This is a genomic window from Rhodohalobacter sp. 8-1 (genome assembly GCF_038150125.1).
Lineage (GTDB): Bacteria > Bacteroidota > Rhodothermia > Balneolales > Balneolaceae > SW132.
Map to the genome: position 1 here is coordinate 1 of NZ_JBBVMF010000034.1, position 19366 is coordinate 19366.

A 19366-nucleotide genomic window follows, 5' to 3' on the forward strand; every position below is an offset into this window, starting at 1 on the left:
TAATGTAGCAACTACAACCCTCACTCACAACATCTATTTACACGTTTGCGGAAGTTGAGTTAGGACTGAGGTGTCCGGCCATGAAATAATTGTAGGCATACTCCAATTCCAGGCCATTTCAACACACCCCTCGGTTTGAAAATCTGCGCTCCGCAGTTTTCAATTCCATTTCCCCTCTCTGAGAGGGGATTTTCCTCTATCAATAAAACTGTCACTGGTAGCCCCTAATTTTGCCCAAAAGCCTGCTCTACGAATTTTTAACGTAGCTGAGCGGGGCAAGACTATTTAAAAGGTGACAGATAGTTTCTGCGCTGAGTATAACTGATAAAATAATGTCTAAGCATGCAGTCCATTCGGCCTTGATTGGTGGAGGAGTGGCATGGTTTGCATCAAAGCGCGGGAAAAATCGCAACATCGGCTCCCCCCGGGAGCCATTGATGTTGTGTAACCGCGCGGGCAAAGCATGCCCGGAAGCAATCATAGCCGAGAGTTTTTCCTATCGGGATGCCTTCGGCATGGATACTTTTGACGGTCCACCTGCCCCCTCGGGGAAAGTATCAAGACAAGAACCATTGGTACTAATTTTAATGAGATAATGCACTTTTACAAACTGTCATCGGTAGCCCCTAATTTTCTAAAAAAAAACGGAGACAAAACCATATGAAGGCTGACAGATGTCAATGATTTGTGAACTTTGTGAAGCGCTCCACTTCCATAGGTCGTGTATTTGCGGCATAGGAGCTTGTCCGGCAACCGACTGGGAGGGGCCGGGGGATGGGTCAGACAAATCTGTCATTGGTAATCGTAGAAATATAGTCTGCCCATCAGCTTTCTATGATAGTTACAGTTACCTCTTAAACGGGTGTCCCAGTGCGGAAGTCAGGAGACACGTTTTATAATTGGGATTCTCAGTTCAGGAAACCGGCCCGACATAGATTTCAATCTGCATAATATGGCAAAGACTTTCGGGCTTTATTTCCTTTTTTGAAAAGCTAACATAAGTTCCGCAACGTGGCGATGGAGTGACTATAAATATATTTCCGTAAATAGTGATAGACATTGTTCATCTCGCAGCTTTTTATCTGCTTTGTGTAACTTTGATCAGCCAGGCGGTAAACTGGTGGTAATAATAATTCCCAAAATGCTTGATATTCTTTTTCATTCCAATAAGGTACAAGCACCCTTTTTTAGCACTAAAAGTCACCTTCATGAATTTCCGTAAGTCAATTTTTTTTTAATTCATATAATCATAATACTCTCTATAAACATAATCATACAGCTGATGAGTTTCTCTCGTATCCTGGCTCTTTTTTGAGTTATAAGCATTCAAAACCAGGCCGTTAATTTTGCCACGGGTTTTTTGGATCTGTTCAATTGTGTGGTCGAGTGCAAATTTTTTGGTAACTGCAAATCGACTGACAAGTATGATCCCGTCTGTAATTTTAATCAAGGGTGCAAGATCAGAAATTATTCCATAGGGGGTTGTATCTAAAATTATAATATCGAAGTGAATTTTAACATGATTAATCAGTTCGCGCAATTTTGTACTTCCTAAAACCGATGCCGGTTTAGGCACCCTTTTCCCTGTTGTCAAAATAAAAAGATCCTGTACAACAGTAGAACGAATACAATCTGTCACTTTCTGTTTATCGAATAAAATTTCTGTTATACCGGGCGAAGCGGGTTCATTGAAAAATTTATTCAGGCTTGGACGACGCATATCACAATCAATAATCAAAACCTTCATACCCAGTTCAGCATATGCAGCACCCATATTCCCTGCAGTTGTTGTTTTTCCCTCACCTTGGCCGGGACTCGTAACCATAAAAATTTTATTCGACTTCTCCGGATCCATATAAATTGTATTGTTTACCAGCCTCCGGTAGCTCTCAGTATTGGGTGAAACATCATCAAATGCAACAATCAGGTCTTCCGGAATTTTTTTCTCTGTTGATTTTTCTTTCTTTTGCTTCTTTTTGTGTTCACGTTTGACTTTTTTGTGGTCATAAATCACAGATAATAGCGGAAAAGGCTTACTCTTCAGATCTTCTATGCTTTGAATTCGTGAGTTTAACTTTTCCGTTACGCTAAAGAGACCGACCGGTAAAACCAAGCCCGCAAAGAATCCTGCCAATAACCATATCTCTTTTACAGGTTTGATCGGGTTAGCTGGCACGGCTGCCGAATTAACAACATTACCTACACTGCTTAGTGCCTGTTCCCACAATACAACCTCTGCATACTGTGTTGACAGGGCTCTGAACATCTCTTCGTGGGTAGTTATCATGCGCTGAAGTCTGGCCAACTGGATCCTGTTCTCTGGTACATCGTCCAGAAAAAGACGGATGTTATTAATCCTTTGATCCAGGGCGACTACCTGAGTCTCAAGTTGATTTCTTTGTATGCGTAACTGTATGAGGCTACTTTGAATATTGCCAATTTCCTGGGTGAGGTTGCCATCCCCTCCACCTGCAAAGCCTGATGAATCAGGGTTTATACTAATCAAATTTTCTGTAAGTCTTTCAATTTCCTCTTGCAGATCTGCTATCTGCCTGTTGATTCTGCGAAGTTCCGGTTCCGAATTTTGATTTTCTCTCAGCCCGGGATTATTGGAAAGTATAATAAACCGGCGTGTTGTCAGCTCCGCCAGCTCTTGCTGATATCTTGAAATAGTTGGGCCAATAGCTTCTGAATATTGTTTTGCTAATCCCGGACGTATCGCCTCTATGCGGGCTTCATAGTTCCCGATTGCAGAATTCACGGCCTGCAGTTCTATCTGTTTGGCTTCTTTTTCAGCTATTAAATCGGATAGAGCATTTACACTGGCAGTTGCTTGCGCCTCCAGTTGAATGAGTTCTTCCTCATTCATGAATGCCCCCAATTGATTCTCTGCTGTATTCAACTCATCTTCTACTCTTTGCTTCTCATTTTCTAAAAATGTGAGAGCTGAACTTGCTGAAGCTCGTTTTTTGGAATCTGACCATTCCAGGTACCGGTTAACAATCAAATTTGTAAGCCTTGCCGACTCATAGGGGGAATGGCTTTGTATGCTGACTTTTAAGAAGTTTGCTCCTCGTTCAACAGGTTCAATATTTATTTTCCGGCTAATTCGGGACGCCAGTGTTCGCAGGTCTACTAAAGTTGAATCAACAGGATACTCTTTCCACAGTATTGGATAGATTTTACCGTCCGGCTGATATTTAAACGATTTGATTTGTTCCGCCACCACTTCTGTAACTTCAGAGGACCTAAAGTTATAAATTTCACTTTCCAGTGATTGGTTCGAATCCTGATTGTACATAGACAAAACAAGGTTTATACCCTCATTGTCACCGGGGAAATTATTCCGTTCCTGAAACAATTCTATTGTGCTGGAACTTTCATAAACGGGCATCAGATACTCAAATGCTATGTAATAAGCGCTACCGGTTATCATTAAAACTGATAATATGATAATCCATTTTCTTCGCTTTATTAAAGAGATCAAAGCCTTTAAATCTATTAGATCTTCCTGATGTGGTCTTTTCATTCGATTGTTTAATTCACTCATTTCTTCCTCATGCCATCCATTATGGCTGTTTTTGCGGTCAAAATCTTTTAATGGAAACCGTTGATTACTATTAGTCATTAATCTTAATTATTTAGTCACTCACCCTGAATAAAGTTCAGGGTAAAAGAAAAAGAGATTTTTTACAGAAATCCTTTCGGGTAACTCAATCATTTAAATTTCTATCAAATTAATGATAACTAAATACTGAAGTTAACTCCCGGTCATTATTTTTTTATAACACTCCTATCATAAAAACGGTGCTGAACCTCCCCTTTTTTATCAGGGATACCCGAGCTATTTTTTTTCAGTATAAATACGACTAAAATAGACTACTTCAGGGCAGAGCCCGGAGCAATCAACTTAGAACCTACAGTTTTTTTGGTCAATATGAAGTTTATTTTGGAGCGTCTCTCAGCCGGCTGGCGGAAGGCAATGGGGGATGATCAGTTATGTTTCAGAAACAAGTTCAGGGCATCTCGAAACTAAGATATTATGCCCCGGCTCTCCCGACCACTGTCGGAGTCGCTTCCGCTCCGCCAGCTGGCGTTAGACTTCTATCTTTTCCGACATAGAGAATCGGAAATATCAACCACTTATGATTAAACCACTAAGAATTAAAAAAGTTTAATTTCTATCAAGCGGCCCCTATATGTATAATTGTATATAACCATGCGGAGGCAGTTTCTGATTTATTAAAAAACTTTTATACAGGAGATATCATATAATGGAAAAAAACAAGTATACAGCTTTAGGGGTATTTATAATGTGGGGAGTCTTCGGATTTTTGGTCTCCTGTAATGATTACACAGGAGTCGAGATTAATGAAACGCTCGATGTGATTCCCGAACTATCAGTTATTGACGGTGCTCACAACTCCACCGTAATAGTTAACAAGGGTGATTCCAGGAACAGTTTTTTCACCCTGGAATTAAGTAACATTGACTTCAACAATGTTATAACAAACGGGGAAAATGAAGGGTGGTGTATTGCCTGGGATAAACCAATCAACTCCAATAATGGCGTTTACGAAGAAATGCCTCTTTTATCTACATTTGGTGATAAAACCTTTAAACCGATTAACTATTTTTTGAATATAAGAAGCAAGATGAGAACGGAAAATCCATCTATGACTTATCGCGAAGAGCAAGTTGTAATCTGGATGCTCAGGGACTTTCCAGAGTTTGATCTCGAAAAACTCAGTATCGAAGAGCTACCCGGTAGATTGAGAAGCGGTGATCAGCCACTATTTGATATAGAGATCGTTCAGGATGTTTATAATACAGTTAAAGAAGGAGTGAATACGTTTGAATATACCTCTGAATTCACTCAGGTTTATGCAGTGGTTGTTGAAAATGCAACGGAAGATCAAACGGTCTTTACCGTGGCGGGCGGAACCATGTTCGCATTTGGCGATGATTCCGAGGGCAGTTTTGAATGTAACACTGCTATTGAAATCACCCGTTGGGGCTGGGTTTTTGAGTACGTACTGGATGGCGGGCCCCAAAAACACGATTATCTCGTTGGTGCCGGCGATGAGACCTGCTCACCGTACGACAGCGGCGGCGAAAAGGCGGGCGCACTGACGGTGACAGACAACAATGATATCCTTACACTGAATATCTCAAATGACGGTCTACCCTATCTGTTCAATGACCCGCATTTTTGGGTCGGTTGTAATAGAACAGATATTAATGATTTAGCAGGACAGCCACCTGCACATTTTCCATATCCGGAAAACTTTGACGAAACTGCGAATTTCACTGATGAAACGTTTGAAATAGATATCTCTAGCTACGGATGTACAGGAAGTATTTACATTTCCGCTCACGTAGGTAATAACTAAGCCCGGGGTTTCATCTGGAATTATTCCATAATTCACATCGTTAAGATTTTAATGACGATCTGAAAATGTAACAATTATCCTTATTAACATGAGAAACAGCTATATATGTTTGCCATAAAATTTATGATTAGCTGGTATTTTTGACTAACATTTCATTTTAAAAGTACTATCTGAGTAAATCTTTAAAACAGAATAAGATAATCACTATCACTGTTGTCAAATTATCCTACAAACCCTCTATATCTATATCAGAACCTTGATTTGATTATAATTTCCTTAGACTGATACCGGATTACTTAATCAAAAGGCTAAAAAAAGATTTTTATGGTAGGTCGTCGGTCGTTATGGATACAAAGAGAGTATAAGGCTATTAATACAGGCGAATAACATCTCGGTTTAAAAATTAAAAATTATCTGATATCATTTCACTGCTTCAATAACCACCATTGAATCTGCCCACCAAGTGTCCTTAACATTTTGCGGTATTTTCAATGATACTACGCTCACATTAAAAGAAGAAAAATACTTCAATAACAGGTGTTGATGCTCTCTGCTTAAGGACTGTATTTCGTTTGAAAAATACGTAAAAGAGCCTCCAGGTTTTAAATGTTCTGATGCGTAACTAAAAAAATGTTCCGCAAAGGTTATGCTGGCATTTACGTATTCCATATACTCGTCTTCATTTAATGGATATGTATGGAATAAAATACCGTCATATCGTCCCAAATCATCTATGGTATCTTGCCATAGCCCATGAACCAATCGAATATCTTTATCCGTGTACGTTGCTTTCCATGAATTAAAATATTCATCAATAACATTATCGTTACATTCAATTATAGTGTGTGAATCAATTGAGTATTTTTGAATCATGTCTGCTGAAACACCTCGACCAAAACCGACCTCCAGAATATCACCTCCTCCTCTTGTTATGGCTTTTGCCATAGCTTCCATCAAAGGAATTTGCCAATCTTCCATAATCTCTTGATCAGATAAAAGCGCCTGTTCACGATCTGTAAAACCAACAAAGTCATTCGCTGATGTTTCTCCGGGGACAAAATTTTTAGATTGTTCATTTAGCGCATTTAGATCTGCACAAAATTCCTTGAGCGCCCTGTTTACCACGGCATTGCGCTGTGTTTCTTTTGGGGGGTTAATGAAATGATCATCTTTAATGTCTAATGAAACGTCATATGCTTCTGTTCTTTTTAGTCTTTTCATAGTTCTTACTTAGCCAGTTAACCTGATTGGTATTCTTAAGTACTTGACGATTTTACAGATTCGAAAAGTGAAATGAAGGCGTATATTTCTTTACACTTTTTTTAAGTGAAGAACGTGCATTTTTGTATCCGGCATCTTCCAGTCTTTTTAAGATTCCAAAAAAGAAGAAAGAGCGGAATCTCTAAATTCGAAACAACTACTCATGATTTTGCCAATGAACTACCTCGGGCCAGAGCCCGCGAGGTATCAACTAAGAACCTATAGCTTTTTCTCAATATAGAGTTTATTCTGGAGTGTCCCCCTTTGAAGGGGGCAATGGGGGATGATCATCTATGTTTCAAGAACCAAAGTTCAGGGCACCTCGAAGCTAAGATAGTCATCCCCCAGCTCTCCCGACAGCCGTCGGGATAGTTTCCCCCTTCAAAGGGGGGCTTTTATCTCTTTCCGACCCAGAGGGTCGGGGAATTAAACCACTTATGATTAATCGAGATTCGATTGAAGGATAATGGCAATTGAATCGCTATACCCTGCAATGGTTGGATGCTCAAACAGTTCACGCAAAGGAATTTCTAAACCAAGCTGTTCTTCCATTCGGGAGGTTATCCGAATGGCGGCCAGCGAATTACCTCCGAGCGCCAAAAAGCTATCAAATACGCCAATTTCTTTAATTTGGAGGACATCTTGCCAAATTTGTGAAATCAATACCTCTATGTCATTTCTTGGTGCCTGGTATGTATTTCTGTTATTATTATAAAATTGTGAGTTGGGATCAGGAAGTTTTGCTTTATCTGCCTTTCCATTCTGTGTTACAGGTATTTCTTCCATATGAATAAAACGATTTGGAATCATATAGGCAGGTAATAATCTTGCAAGTTCATTTTGTATTTTTTCGTCATCTATACGGTTTCCAGTGTAGTAGACAACAATACCCTTTGATAAAAGTGACGGATCAAAGTTGTACCCTATTTCATCCATCATTTTATACACTTCCTCTTCATCAATTTCTTCATTGATTTCCTCAATTGATTCCTTTCTGGTTTTATGCCCAATTCTCACATCCCAGCTATAAGGAAACGCATAATTACTGTAGCCTTCCTTTTTTTTATGGACATAAATCCCTAATTGATTAATGAGGCAGTTTGTGCTTCTTCCGGTATCAGTGGGTCGTTTCCATCCTAACGTTTGATCAAGATATTTATACATTTCTGCCAAACTGCTGTCACAAAAGCGATAAAAGTCCACGAATTCAACCTGTTCAAACACCTCATCAGTCTCAAAAATGGAAACGTCAAGATGCTCTGAAACTGCATCATTTATCCGATGGTATTCTTTACGAGCTTCTAAAATGATTTCATCAATATTCTCAACACTTGTATTACTCTTGAATAGTTCTTCGCTTAGCCTGGTTTCAAAAAACTGACCTCTTGATAAGCCCGTCACAATTACAGGAATATTTTTCTTCAAAGCTACATGTGTACTCAATGTATAAATTGCTTTAAAACAACCATTGCAAACATTACTGTGGCGCTGTAGGCTATCCACAAAAATTTCGTTCATAGCATCAGTGGAATCAATTAATAAGTCCACATTCAGATCATTACAAATTTTGCGTGCATTATCCAGTGCCTCCTCTGAAATGAATCCATTATCAAAGTTGTAGGCCAATACACGAAATCCCAATTCTTTCAACTTCGCTAAGGCATATGTACTGTCTTTACCACCACTGAGAAGCATCATGCAGTCATACTCGCTATTGCTTCGCTTTCGACCCTCAATCAATTCCTTAAGATCATTCTGGCTGCGGAAATAATGTGCCACTTGCGCCTGATAGTCATCAAAATTTTGGCACAAAGAGCATACACCATCCTCATTATAGGTAATAGATGGATAATTTGATGGTAAACCACATGACGTACAATAGAATAGGTTATCAGTTCTGTTTCGAATTTCGTTATCCCAAACCATTGCTACTGTTTGGTTAGATTCGGTGAGTTTAGCAACTGCTGCTTCTATCTCCCCAAGTTCTATTCGATAGCCGTTGAGTTTAACCTGGTCATCTTTTCTGCCTAAAAACTCAAAATTACCCTGTTCGTTGATTCGAGCGAAATCGCCTGTTTTATATAATCTTTGATTTGGAAATTCCTCATGTGAAATAAACTTTTCCCGGGTAAGCAAATCATTTTCCAGATATCCTTTAGCAACACCGTCACCCAACAAATAGATTTCTCCTATGGTATTTGGCAATACAGGTTGTAATTCAGTGTTCAATAAAACGGCATGCATGTTACTGATCGGCTTACCGATTGGAACTTCAGAACTAACATCTCTCGCCTTATTAAATTGGTGGATTATACATCCTACTGTAGCTTCTGTAGGGCCATATTCATTATAAATGTCTAAGTCCTGACCATAATGTTCCTGAAACTCCGTGGCCAGTACCGCTGAAAACGGTTCTCCACCCACAATGAGAACTTTCAGGCTTGAATTAGGCAACAGACTGTTTTTCACTAACTGTAAATGGGTAGGAGTTGCCTTAATCAAGTTTAGGTTCTGATTGTTAAAAACAGTTTTTAAATCAACAATATCTTCCTTCTCCTTTTCAGGATAAATTGTGCAAGTGCCACCTGAAATCAGTGGCAGGAACAATGACGTAAGGGTTAAATCAAATCCGATAGATGTAAACAGTGGTGAATTTACCGGCTGCTTATTCAAATAATCATCATTCGCCCAAAAGATATAATTCGCAAATGAATGATGACTAATTTCTACTCCTTTTGGTTTGCCTGTACTGCCCGACGTGTATATCACATACATTGAATCATTTGAACTTATTTGCTGCAGGTTAAAACCTGATAAATTCTGACCTCTGATATCTTGAATAGTTCCTGAATCAATACTGAAGGCTGCATTTGTATTATCCTTTATGTACTCTACTCTTTTTACAGGTGAAGAAATTGGGATTGGGACTGCACAGTTATTATTAAATAGTACACCAAAAAGGGCTGCAACATAGTCTATGCTTCTCGGCAAATGGAGAACAATTTTCTCTTTGGGCTTAACTCCTATGGACTGTAAATAAGCAGCTACACGAGAAGCTTTTTGAAATAACTCTTTATACGAACATTGCAAGCCGCCCTGTTGAAGTGCAATCCTATCCGGGTGAGTATCTGACTGATGAAGAAAATCATCCAACACATTTCCTTCGATTGGATTAAAGGAATAAGAAAGAAGGTTTTCAGTGTTTTGAGTTAAACGAAGCTCATTCAGATCCTGTAAAGGATCAAGAGTGAGCTCATCTAAAATAGCATTGAGGTATGTGATGAAATCATTTCGGTTTTTGGTCGAAAAATATTGATCATTAAAATCGATACACAGATGAAACTTACCTGTTCCATCAAAATCATGAATTTGTACGCGAACCTGATCCGTTTGATCAATATATCCATTACTCAACCATTTTGAATGGAATTCAATATCGTTGAAAGTTCCAAAAGACTGATTAGCATAATTCAGTACAATATCAAAGCCACTCCTTATTTTAGCATTAGTGGCGCCTGGTTTTGCATATTTCAGTAAATCGAAGACCTTACCCTGCACTTTCTTATGAAGTGTTTGAAAACTCTCCTTTTTTTCAACATTGATGTTAACCGGAAAAAAATCCAGAAATAAGCCTGTCGTCTTTTTGAACTCTGGTTTCACTCTGCTGTGCAAAGGAGTACCGATTCTCAATTCACTATTAGAAGAAATTTTATAAACGACAGAGAAGAGTGCGGTCATAAACAGCTGATACAATGTCAGCTCTTTAGTTAAGCTTTTAAAGTCTTGGTGTTCTGCAAGTGTTGAGAGTCTTTTGGTAAGACTTTCTCCTAAATCGATATGCTCTCTTGTGCAGGTGCTTACTTTGCCAGGCTGCAACGGGAATAACTCAATTTTTTTTGATGGTTCTGATTTTTTCTCCCAATGCTTTACCGATTTTTCATTATCCAGCTTATTCTCAAATGTTATATAATCTTCAAACTGTACTGTTTTGTTTACGGCCTTTTTATCAAAATAAAAGGACTTTAAGTCATTAAAGTATAACGTAAAGGACCAGGCATCAGTAATTATATGGTGGATATTAAAAAACCAAATACTTTCATCCTTCCCTTGTAACAAGACAGAGTCAAAGCATTTTTTTCCCAAATCAAATTTTTGCTGGATACGGTTTTCCAACAAATGTTGGATTTCAGCTTCAGAAAATTTTTCTATATCAATCACCTCCAGAGTTTCTGGCTGATAATCCTTCACATACTGGACCGGCTTCTCCTGTTGTTCAACAAAAACAGTTCTCAATGATTGATGAGCCTGCAATAGTTTATTAAATGCCACATTAAAATGAGTTGCATCCAGTTGTTGATGAAATGCAAACTTGAACGCTACATTATAAATCGGGAGATCTGGCTGCATCTTTTGCCCTAACCAGATCAATAATTGCTGTGAAGTAAGTGTCGATCTTATATTCGTCAATCTTGCTTTGTCTTTAAATATTGTTCAATTGCATTCAGGTTGATAAAGTTTTCAATAACTATCTCCCCAGGCGGGATTTTTACATCGGCTTCATCTTCTATAAAAGCAACCAACTTCATTATTCCCATTGAATCGACGATGCCTGAGCCAAGCAAATCATCATCATTCGAAATGGATAGGTCTGCATCACTTGCAATATCAGATAGAATGTATGCTTTAATTCTTTGAATCATAAATTGTACGTATGTTTTGCGTTAGCTTCTTGTAGTCTACCTTACCGGCCGATGTCCTGGGAAGCTTCTGAGTTTCTAAAATTAACTTTGGAATTGAGTATTTCGGAAGTGACTTTTGAATTTTCTGCTCTAAATCGTCAAGCAATGCTCCCGATCGTAAAACCACAGATGCAAAGATTTCATTAACGCCTTTGAGTTTATAACTGTAACATGCAACCTGCTTTGCGTCATCATACCTTAAAATTGTTTCCTCAATCTCATTTAATTCTACCCTGTAGCCTCTTGTTTTTATTTGCCTGTCTTTGCGCCCCATAAAGTGTAGTATGCCATCCTTATCCTCTTTTACAAGATCTCCGGTTTTGTAATACTTTTTTTTTACACCCGATGCGCTATCAATTTCAAGAATTGACTTTTTAGTGAGTTCTTGGTTATTCCAGTAGCCAACCATCATTGTGGATGAATGGATCATCAATTCACCTACATCTCCTTTTTTTACTTCTACACTATTTTCATCTAAAATTAAATGATCAGTGTCATTCCAAACTTTACCCAGTGGTACCGATTCGTATTTTTTTTCTTCTCCCTTTTGGTTATAAAACGTGCATTGATTTACTTCTGCCGGCCCGTAGACATTAGAAAAATGGGCATTAGAGCAGTGATCCATGAATTGATTCAATTGATGAACTGGAAAAGGCTCACCCCCAAATAAAATCCATCGCAGAGAAGAAAAGTCTCTGTTATGCAGATCACCTCTTTCTAAAAGTTGTTGTAAAACCAACGGAACAGAATACCAGACAGTAATTTTTTCTTGCTCAATCAACTGGCTCAAACTTGCAGGAAATACTGAATATTGTTTTCCTAAAATAATACACTTGGCTCCTGCCAGAGGCGCAGTGAAATATCCCAACGTGCTCATGTCAAAATGAAGCGGAGAATGGTTAACAACAACATCGGATTCAGAAATGTTATACAAAGCTTTGCTTAGTTTTGCATAGCTGAGTCCACTGTAATGTGTATGCATGATCCCTTTAGGAAAGCCTGTAGTACCGGATGTGTACATGATATAGGCCAAATCACTTCCCAGGATTTTAATATCAGGTAAGTGATTTTGAACTTTATTCAAGCTTTCCCATTTGAAAAAAGAGTGAGACGTGTTAGGTAAATGAACACCTAAGATTACTACTTCTGTGGAAATTGAATCCAGGACAGGCTTTAATTTATTTGCAAGACTTTCCTCACTAATGATATGTTTAATTTTACAATCATCAAGAATAAACTGTATTCGCTCAACCGGAGCATCCATGTCAATAGGTACAAATACACCGCCAGCCTTAAGAATACCATGAACAGCTAATGCACTTTTTACATTGCGGTTAAGAAAAACACCTACTCGATCACCCTTTTTTAAATCGTTGTTTATTAAAAAATGTGCAATTTGATTTGTCCTTTGATCAGCCTCCGAAAAAGTAATTGACTCACTTCCAGATTGAAAAGCTGTGTTGTCTGGCACTCTATGAGCCGATTGAGAGAGTATTTGACTAATTGTATAGATCATTTACAATTCAAGCATTCTTGCAATGATATTTTTTTGAATATCAGAAGTACCCGCCAAAATTACGGACCCCACTACATCTCTGAGGTTTCTTTCAATTCCAAACTCGGTTACATATCCTTTTGCTCCAAATATGCGGATAAGATCCATACTATTTGAAACAGCAGATTCACTCAACAGTAATTTCAGCAGAGCTGAATCCATGGGTGCAGTTTCTCCCTTATCTTTCAACCAGGATAGTTTGTAGAGTAATAATTTTGATGTTTCAAGGCGTAATTTCATTTCCGCAATTCGATGACTCACTGCCTGAAACTCAGCTATAGATTTACCAAATTGCTTACGTTCTTTAGCATAAGCAACAGCACCCTCAATTTGCCGTTCCATCGCTCCAATAACAGAAGCCAAAATAAAGCACCGGTCGTATTCAAGAGAATAATTTGAAATGCTCATTCCTGCCCCTTCTGCTCCAATCCTATTTTCGATAGGTACTTTACAATCGTTAAACGTGATTGTGCCAAATGATGCAGTACGCATTCCCATTTTTTCTTGGTTTTCTGAGGCTTCATATCCCTCCATGCTGCTCTCCACAATAAATACAGAAACACCCCATTTTCCCACTTTCGGGTTCGTAAGGGCAAAAACAATGGCTATACTTGCGTTGGGAGCCAAAGTCACCCAAACTTTTTTTCCATTTAAAACATAATAATCACCTTCTCTTGTAGCTGTAGTTTGCATATTGAACACATCAGAACCGGAGGCCTCTTCCGACAAAGAGTGACAACCAATCCAGGAACCATTGCTCAATTTGGGCAAGTATTTTTCTTTTTGCGCGTTGGTTCCAAATTCTGTGATTGTCATCATTACAGACCACATATGGGCATTTAAGGCTAACCCCAGACCATTGTCTAAGCAACCATAACCCAGCCCAATCAAAGCTAAAACTGCTCTCTGTAAATCAACTTTTTCAAAACTACCTCCATATTTAGCTGGTGCAGCTAACCCCTGAATGCCAAAATCAGCACATTTCAGCCATAAATCTTCAGCAAAAACGCTTTCTCGGTCACGTTGTTGTACATTATCATTTAAATGATTTTGTGCAAATTCTTTTACTTTCTTCTGATATTCTAAATACTCTAAAGGAAAGTCAAAATTCATCCCTGTACCTCAACCTTTAAAAATTCATAGGGGTTTTTTGCATCTTCAGGTACATACTCAATCTGCATATACTCTCCGACATCGTGTTTTTTTGCTAAATCCATAAACAAGTTAAAAACAACCATATCTTCTAATGCCCATCCGGTGGAATCAAAAACCGAAACCTGATTTCTAAACGTTTCATATTGTAAAGGATATTGTACGACTTGATACAGCTCAGGACCAATAAAACCTTTCAGTAGCTGCTGACACTCGCCTTCTTGCAGAGCTTGTTCCAGAAAGTCTGGACAAACAAATGCATCTTTCAATAAATCGACAGGCAATTCCACTTTGCCGGGAAAATCCGAGCCTACTGCATTAATATGTAAATGACTTTTTGTTATCAAATCTTGAAATAAGGGACCCTCTCCTATTCCTATTGAAGTTTGGCTGCAAATCACATCACATTCCTTCACAATTTCTTGAATGGAAGAATCTATGATTTGGCAATTTATGTTCAGGAATTCTACCCGATCTTTAAAAGTTGCTTGAGAATTCGAATCAATATCAAAAATCAACACCTTTTCAATTGGCAGTACCCTTGAAATCGCGTGGATTTGTGTTACAGACTGTGCTCCACACCCAATGAGACCTAAGATGCCACTGGATGAATGAGCTAAATATTTTGTCGCCACAGCAGATACCGCACCTGTTCTTAATGCCGTGGGTAAAACACCATCCATAAGGCCTTGTAAATAACCTTTAGACGTATTATAGGAGGAAATCGTAGACGCAATGGTTGGGAGTTGATATTTTGCGGGATTATTAGGATGATAGCCTACCAGTTTTATAACGATATCTGAGCCTGATTGGTAAATGGGCATCCACTCCACTAAACCCGGGTCAGGTAATTTGTAATTAAAGCCTGAACGAACGGGAATTTTTAACTTGATATGATCATAGTTTCGAATTTCCTCTTCCAATCTATGGATGAGCAGATCCATAATTTCATCAATACCAACAGTGTAAATCAACTTTTGAAGATCTTTCTCTTTAAGCAGTAAAGTTCGAGGCATCTTAATGATATCATTAGTTAAAAGTAATTAACTGTCCTGAAAGGCAAATCCGTTTTTAGAATACTCATCTGATGTTCATGAACCATTTTACCGATTGATTTTAGTCCGAAAATGTGGATTTAGCAATTAAATAGATTTATAATTTTCTAATCAAGAAAGCCATGCAAGTAGTTGTAATATTAAATATATATAGATGTTAATTATCACAAAACATCAACCCTTTACCTTACCTCTACTTCTCATTTATTAATTACCGACACTTCATACCCCCTTGATTGGTCTACTGAATCTGAGATGGATTCGGCAACACCATACCCAGGAACTAATTCGACCAAATTCGGATATGGCTCCATTATTTATACTTGAAAAGAGACGTTGTCAATAGTGATTCGGGGAATCAAATAAGCTAATAACACCGATATGAAGCGATATAATTTATTTTTCAACCGTATCCGCTCACTCAGAAAGATGCATAGAATAACAGTTCTAATTTGTTTAGGAGTATTTATTCTAGGCTTTTCCGACGTAGTGTATTCTCAGAATGTGGGATCAATTACAGGTACTGTAATAGCGGAAGTCAATGGTGTACCTTTGCAAGGAGTAAACATTATTATAGAGGATACAAGATTTGGAGCAACCAGTTCAGTAGATGGAGCTTTTACAATTGCAAATGTTCCGCCTGGTAGCTACAATCTACAATTTAGCTTTATCGGATATCGAGAAAGAACCATTACTGTAGATGTAACTTCTGATGCAGTGACAAGAGTAGAGATTGCACTGTTCGGCCAATCAACTGAAATGCAGGAAATTACTGTTGAAGGGCGTGCAGTTAATTTAGTGGGCGTTTCCGAATCGGCCTCTCAGGGTAAAATAGGCAGGGCTGAGTTGGCTTCACGTCCACTGCTAAGGACCGGAGAGATAATGGAAACAGTGCCCGGTTTGATTGCTACTCAGCATAGTGGGTCAGGGAAGGCAAACCAATTTTTTCTGAGGGGATTTAATCTGGATCATGGCACTGATTTTTCTGCGTCTTTAGAGGGAATACCCCTTAATTTACCTACTAACGGCCATGGCCAGGGATACCTGGATCTTAACCTTTTAATCCCTGAACTGGTAAATACTGTTGAGTTCAGAAAAGGTCCCTACTATTCTGAAGTTGGTAATTTTGCCACGGCTGGAAGCGCTGATATCAATTTGGTTAAAAAGCTTAATGGTCCAGTGTTAAAAACAGAAGTAGGAACGGATGAGTATTATCGTGGTATGTTTGCAAATTCTTCCACCATAGGAACGTCTGATACAAATCTTCTTTATGCCTTTAATGCAAAATATTATAATGGTCCGTTCGATGTGCCTGAAAATACTTCACAATTCATTGGTGTTGTAAAACTCTCGGGAGGAACAGCTTCAAATGGGTACTCAGTGACTGCACTTGGGTATAGTAGTGACTGGAATGCGAGTGATCAGATTCCACGTGAAGCGGTAGACTCAGGGTATATATCAAGGTTTGGAGTGGTAGATTCTACGGATGGAGGTATGACGGATCGTTATACACTGATCGGTAATTTGTGGAGATCAACTGATTCGTATGCCAAGACAAAAGCTACTGTATATGCTAGTTACTATCGACTCAACCTCTTCTCAAACTTTACATATTTTTTAAACAACCCAGACCGTGGCGATCAATTTGAGCAAGCAGATCGCAGGATTTACGGGGGAGCCCGTATATCTCACGAGTGGTTTACCAATTGGTTTGGTAATCGAACGGTAAATAAGGTAGGAGCAGATATACGACATGATCAGATACTGGAAATAGGGCTATACAGTACTGATTCACGTCAACGGTGGGATACAGTTCGCGATGATATTATTGGTGAAAGTAGTGTTGGTATTTACGTTAAAAATGAAATACAATGGACTGAAAAGCTGCAAACTAATCTCGGATTGAGAGCAGATCTGTTTCACTTTAATGTTAATAGCAACATTGATGTTAACTCTGGCACTGAAACAGATATGATTTTTAGTCCCAAGTTTAATGTGATACTTGGGCCCTGGAACGACACCGAATTTTACTTTAATTCGGGCATGGGCTATCACAGTAATGACGCCCGTGGTACAACAATTCAAGTTGACCCAGTTACAAGAGAGCCAGTTGAAGCTGTAGACCCTTTGGTGCGTTCAAATGGAGCAGAAATCGGTGTTCGAACAGCAGCTTTTCAGGGCCTGCAAACCAGTCTCACATTATTCTATCTTGGTTTAGATTCTGAGCTTGTGTTTGTTGGTGATGCAGGTGGTACTGAAGCCAGCGATGCCAGTGAACATTATGGAGTGGAATGGGCTAATTATTACCGACCAGCGAATTGGCTAAAATTAAACCTGGATATCGCATTGACCGAATCACGATATAAAGACGTAGCCTCAGACAGTGACCAAATTCCGAACTCAATTGGACGAATTGTAACAGGAGGGCTAACAGTCAATCCCACAGGTGGCTGGTTGAGTAGCTTCCGTTTACGTCATTTTGGGCCTCGTCCATTAATCGAATCAGGAGAGATAACATCGGATGCAACCACACTTTTAAATTTTAAAGGAGGATATAATTTTGGAAACGTTCAGTTAGAGATGGATCTATTGAATATTCTCAATAGTGCTAATACAGATATAAGCTACTATTATGATTCTCGCTTTCGTATAGACGCATCCTCAGAAATGGCCGACATACATTTTCATCCGGTCATGCCAAGAACGCTTCGAATGTCGATTAACTGGAGGTTCTGATGAAGAGATTTTCATTTAATGATTGAAGGAATCCACTAAGCAGCTTATGTTACTAAATTCATATTAAAGCAAGGATGCACTTGATGAGGTCATTGATCAAAATACTCATTCCTTCTCTAATGAATTATGAGCTTGCTCAGATTACATGCTTTGGCAAGTGAAAGATTACAGATATGATCTATGTCTTTTGATGGATTTATTTAAAATGACATAACATTTCAAGAATTAATTTCTAAAATTGAAGCTCTATACCATTTTACTAATTGACATAAATTCAGAATATGAAAAAAATACTACTCATTTTAAGTCTACTAATAATTCCTAATCTTGCTGAGGCACATAACCCCGGTCAAAGCTATCTATACTTTTCAACGTATCAAGATCGCATTGAAGGTGATTTTCAAGCTAAAGCTCAGGAATGGAATGAGGCTTTGGGTACCAATCTGCCTAAAATATTTACTGTAGCGGATTTAGAAGCAATTCTCCCTCAGATAAAAAAATATATACTCGAGAACGTATCTGTAAGTTCAGAACTTGGTGTGCATGCCATTCAATTTACTGAAGTAGATATATTAACCGAAACCGCATCGCTGGGAACCTTTTCGAGAATATATTTTAGATTGCATAACATCACTAATATTCCTGAAAAGCTGGAAGTTACATATAATATGTTTTTCGAGAATGACTCAAGCCACAGGGCACTTCTTTTACAAGCATACAATTGGAAAGCGGGTATCCTCGATAATGAGAGTGTATATTCGGCAATCTTTACACCCGGTAATACAACTCAGGATCTCGATTTATCCAAAGCCACAACCTGGAACGGCTTCATCTCTATGGTTAAAATGGGTATCTGGCATATTTGGATTGGTATCGATCATATTTTTTTCTTAGTGGCTTTAGCTTTACCTGCAGTGGTAACCCGTTTACCGAAACGAAAATCAGTAATAGAAGTTTTTACTCAATGGAAAGGGGTTGAAAAGTTTAAACCTGCATTTTGGTACCTCGTCAAAATAGTTACTTTTTTCACTATTGCTCATACGATTACATTAAGCCTTGCTGCTTTAGGAGTTATTAGCCTTAATGCAAGAATTGTTGAATCGATTATTGCACTTTCTATTGCATTGGCTGCCCTTCATAATATCATCCCCATTTTTAAACACAAAGAATGGTTAATTGCTTTTGGATTTGGGTTATTTCATGGTTTCGGCTTTGCCGGTGTATTAGCAGAAAAAGGATTGAGCGGTGAATATATGGCACTCACCTTATTTGGTTTTAATTTTGGTGTAGAAGCTGGTCAATTGTTGATTATACTCATGTTTTTCCCTGTCTTATTTTTAATGAGAAAAACAAATGCCTATTCCTACTCTGTAATTTTTGCATCAGCAGCTTTGATTGTATTATCACTCATTTGGACCTACGAAAGATTTTTCGATGTCAACATTCCCATAAGGGCAATTGTAGGTTTATAATAAC

The 19366-nt window shown here is 38.5% G+C and carries 10 protein-coding genes; 3 read left to right on the plus strand and 7 right to left on the minus strand.

Annotated elements, in window-relative coordinates; genetic code table 11:
* Positions 1–1234: 1234 nt before the first annotated feature.
* Positions 1235–3529 (minus strand): GumC family protein, encoded by a 2295-nt coding sequence (locus tag AABW11_RS19385; RefSeq protein ID WP_340106991.1) that lies wholly within the window; start codon positions 3527–3529, stop codon positions 1235–1237.
* A gap of 745 nt (positions 3530–4274) precedes the next feature.
* Here AABW11_RS19385 and AABW11_RS19390 point away from each other — a divergent pair.
* Entirely contained in the window at positions 4275–5393 is a 1119-nt protein-coding gene (locus AABW11_RS19390) for a hypothetical protein (RefSeq protein ID WP_340106992.1), read from the plus strand.
* Positions 5394–5813: 420 nt separating this feature from the next.
* Here the strand turns inward: AABW11_RS19390 and AABW11_RS19395 are convergent, their stop codons facing one another.
* The 6 genes from AABW11_RS19395 to AABW11_RS19420 form a co-directional block, all read right to left on the minus strand.
* Positions 5814–6614, minus strand: a complete 801-nt coding sequence (locus AABW11_RS19395; protein WP_340106993.1) for a class I SAM-dependent methyltransferase — start codon at positions 6612–6614, stop codon at positions 5814–5816.
* A gap of 480 nt (positions 6615–7094) precedes the next feature.
* Entirely contained in the window at positions 7095–11120 is a 4026-nt protein-coding gene (locus tag AABW11_RS19400) for an amino acid adenylation domain-containing protein (RefSeq protein WP_340106994.1), read from the minus strand.
* Positions 11117–11353 (minus strand): acyl carrier protein, encoded by a 237-nt coding sequence (locus tag AABW11_RS19405; RefSeq protein ID WP_340106995.1) that lies wholly within the window; start codon positions 11351–11353, stop codon positions 11117–11119. Before AABW11_RS19405 ends, AABW11_RS19400 begins: the two co-directional genes overlap by 4 nt.
* Positions 11337–12908: an amino acid adenylation domain-containing protein gene (locus tag AABW11_RS19410; RefSeq protein ID WP_340106996.1), complete on the minus strand. Its 1572-nt coding sequence runs from the start codon at positions 12906–12908 to the stop codon at positions 11337–11339. Before AABW11_RS19410 ends, AABW11_RS19405 begins: the two co-directional genes overlap by 17 nt.
* Positions 12909–14060, minus strand: a complete 1152-nt coding sequence (locus tag AABW11_RS19415) for an acyl-CoA dehydrogenase family protein (protein ID WP_340106997.1) — start codon at positions 14058–14060, stop codon at positions 12909–12911. It abuts the gene before it with no gap.
* Positions 14057–15115, minus strand: coding sequence for an ornithine cyclodeaminase family protein (locus tag AABW11_RS19420; RefSeq protein ID WP_340106998.1), 1059 nt, complete (start codon positions 15113–15115; stop codon positions 14057–14059). Before AABW11_RS19420 ends, AABW11_RS19415 begins: the two co-directional genes overlap by 4 nt.
* A gap of 420 nt (positions 15116–15535) precedes the next feature.
* Between AABW11_RS19420 and AABW11_RS19425 the strand changes: the two genes are divergently transcribed.
* A complete protein-coding gene (locus tag AABW11_RS19425) occupies positions 15536–17890 on the plus strand; it encodes a TonB-dependent receptor (RefSeq protein WP_340106999.1) in 2355 nt (784 codons plus the stop codon).
* Positions 17891–18171: 281 nt separating this feature from the next.
* Positions 18172–19362, plus strand: a complete 1191-nt coding sequence (locus tag AABW11_RS19430) for a HupE/UreJ family protein (RefSeq protein ID WP_340107000.1) — start codon at positions 18172–18174, stop codon at positions 19360–19362.
* The last annotated feature ends 4 nt before the right edge of the window (positions 19363–19366 follow it).

Bases quoted from the DNA above. Each gene is read 5' to 3' on its own strand.
- AABW11_RS19385 (WP_340106991.1), bottom strand. From the start codon at position 3,529: ATGAAAAGACCACATCAGGAAGATCTAATAGATTTAAAGGCTTTGATC.
- AABW11_RS19390 (WP_340106992.1), top strand. From the start codon at position 4,275: ATGGAAAAAAACAAGTATACAGCTTTAGGGGTATTTATAATGTGGGGA.
- AABW11_RS19395 (WP_340106993.1), bottom strand. From the start codon at position 6,614: ATGAAAAGACTAAAAAGAACAGAAGCATATGACGTTTCATTAGACATT.
- AABW11_RS19405 (WP_340106995.1), bottom strand. From the start codon at position 11,353: ATGATTCAAAGAATTAAAGCATACATTCTATCTGATATTGCAAGTGAT.
- AABW11_RS19410 (WP_340106996.1), bottom strand. From the start codon at position 12,908: ATGATCTATACAATTAGTCAAATACTCTCTCAATCGGCTCATAGAGTG.
- AABW11_RS19415 (WP_340106997.1), bottom strand. From the start codon at position 14,060: ATGAATTTTGACTTTCCTTTAGAGTATTTAGAATATCAGAAGAAAGTA.
- AABW11_RS19420 (WP_340106998.1), bottom strand. From the start codon at position 15,115: ATGCCTCGAACTTTACTGCTTAAAGAGAAAGATCTTCAAAAGTTGATT.
- AABW11_RS19425 (WP_340106999.1), top strand. From the start codon at position 15,536: ATGAAGCGATATAATTTATTTTTCAACCGTATCCGCTCACTCAGAAAG.
- AABW11_RS19430 (WP_340107000.1), top strand. From the start codon at position 18,172: ATGAAAAAAATACTACTCATTTTAAGTCTACTAATAATTCCTAATCTT.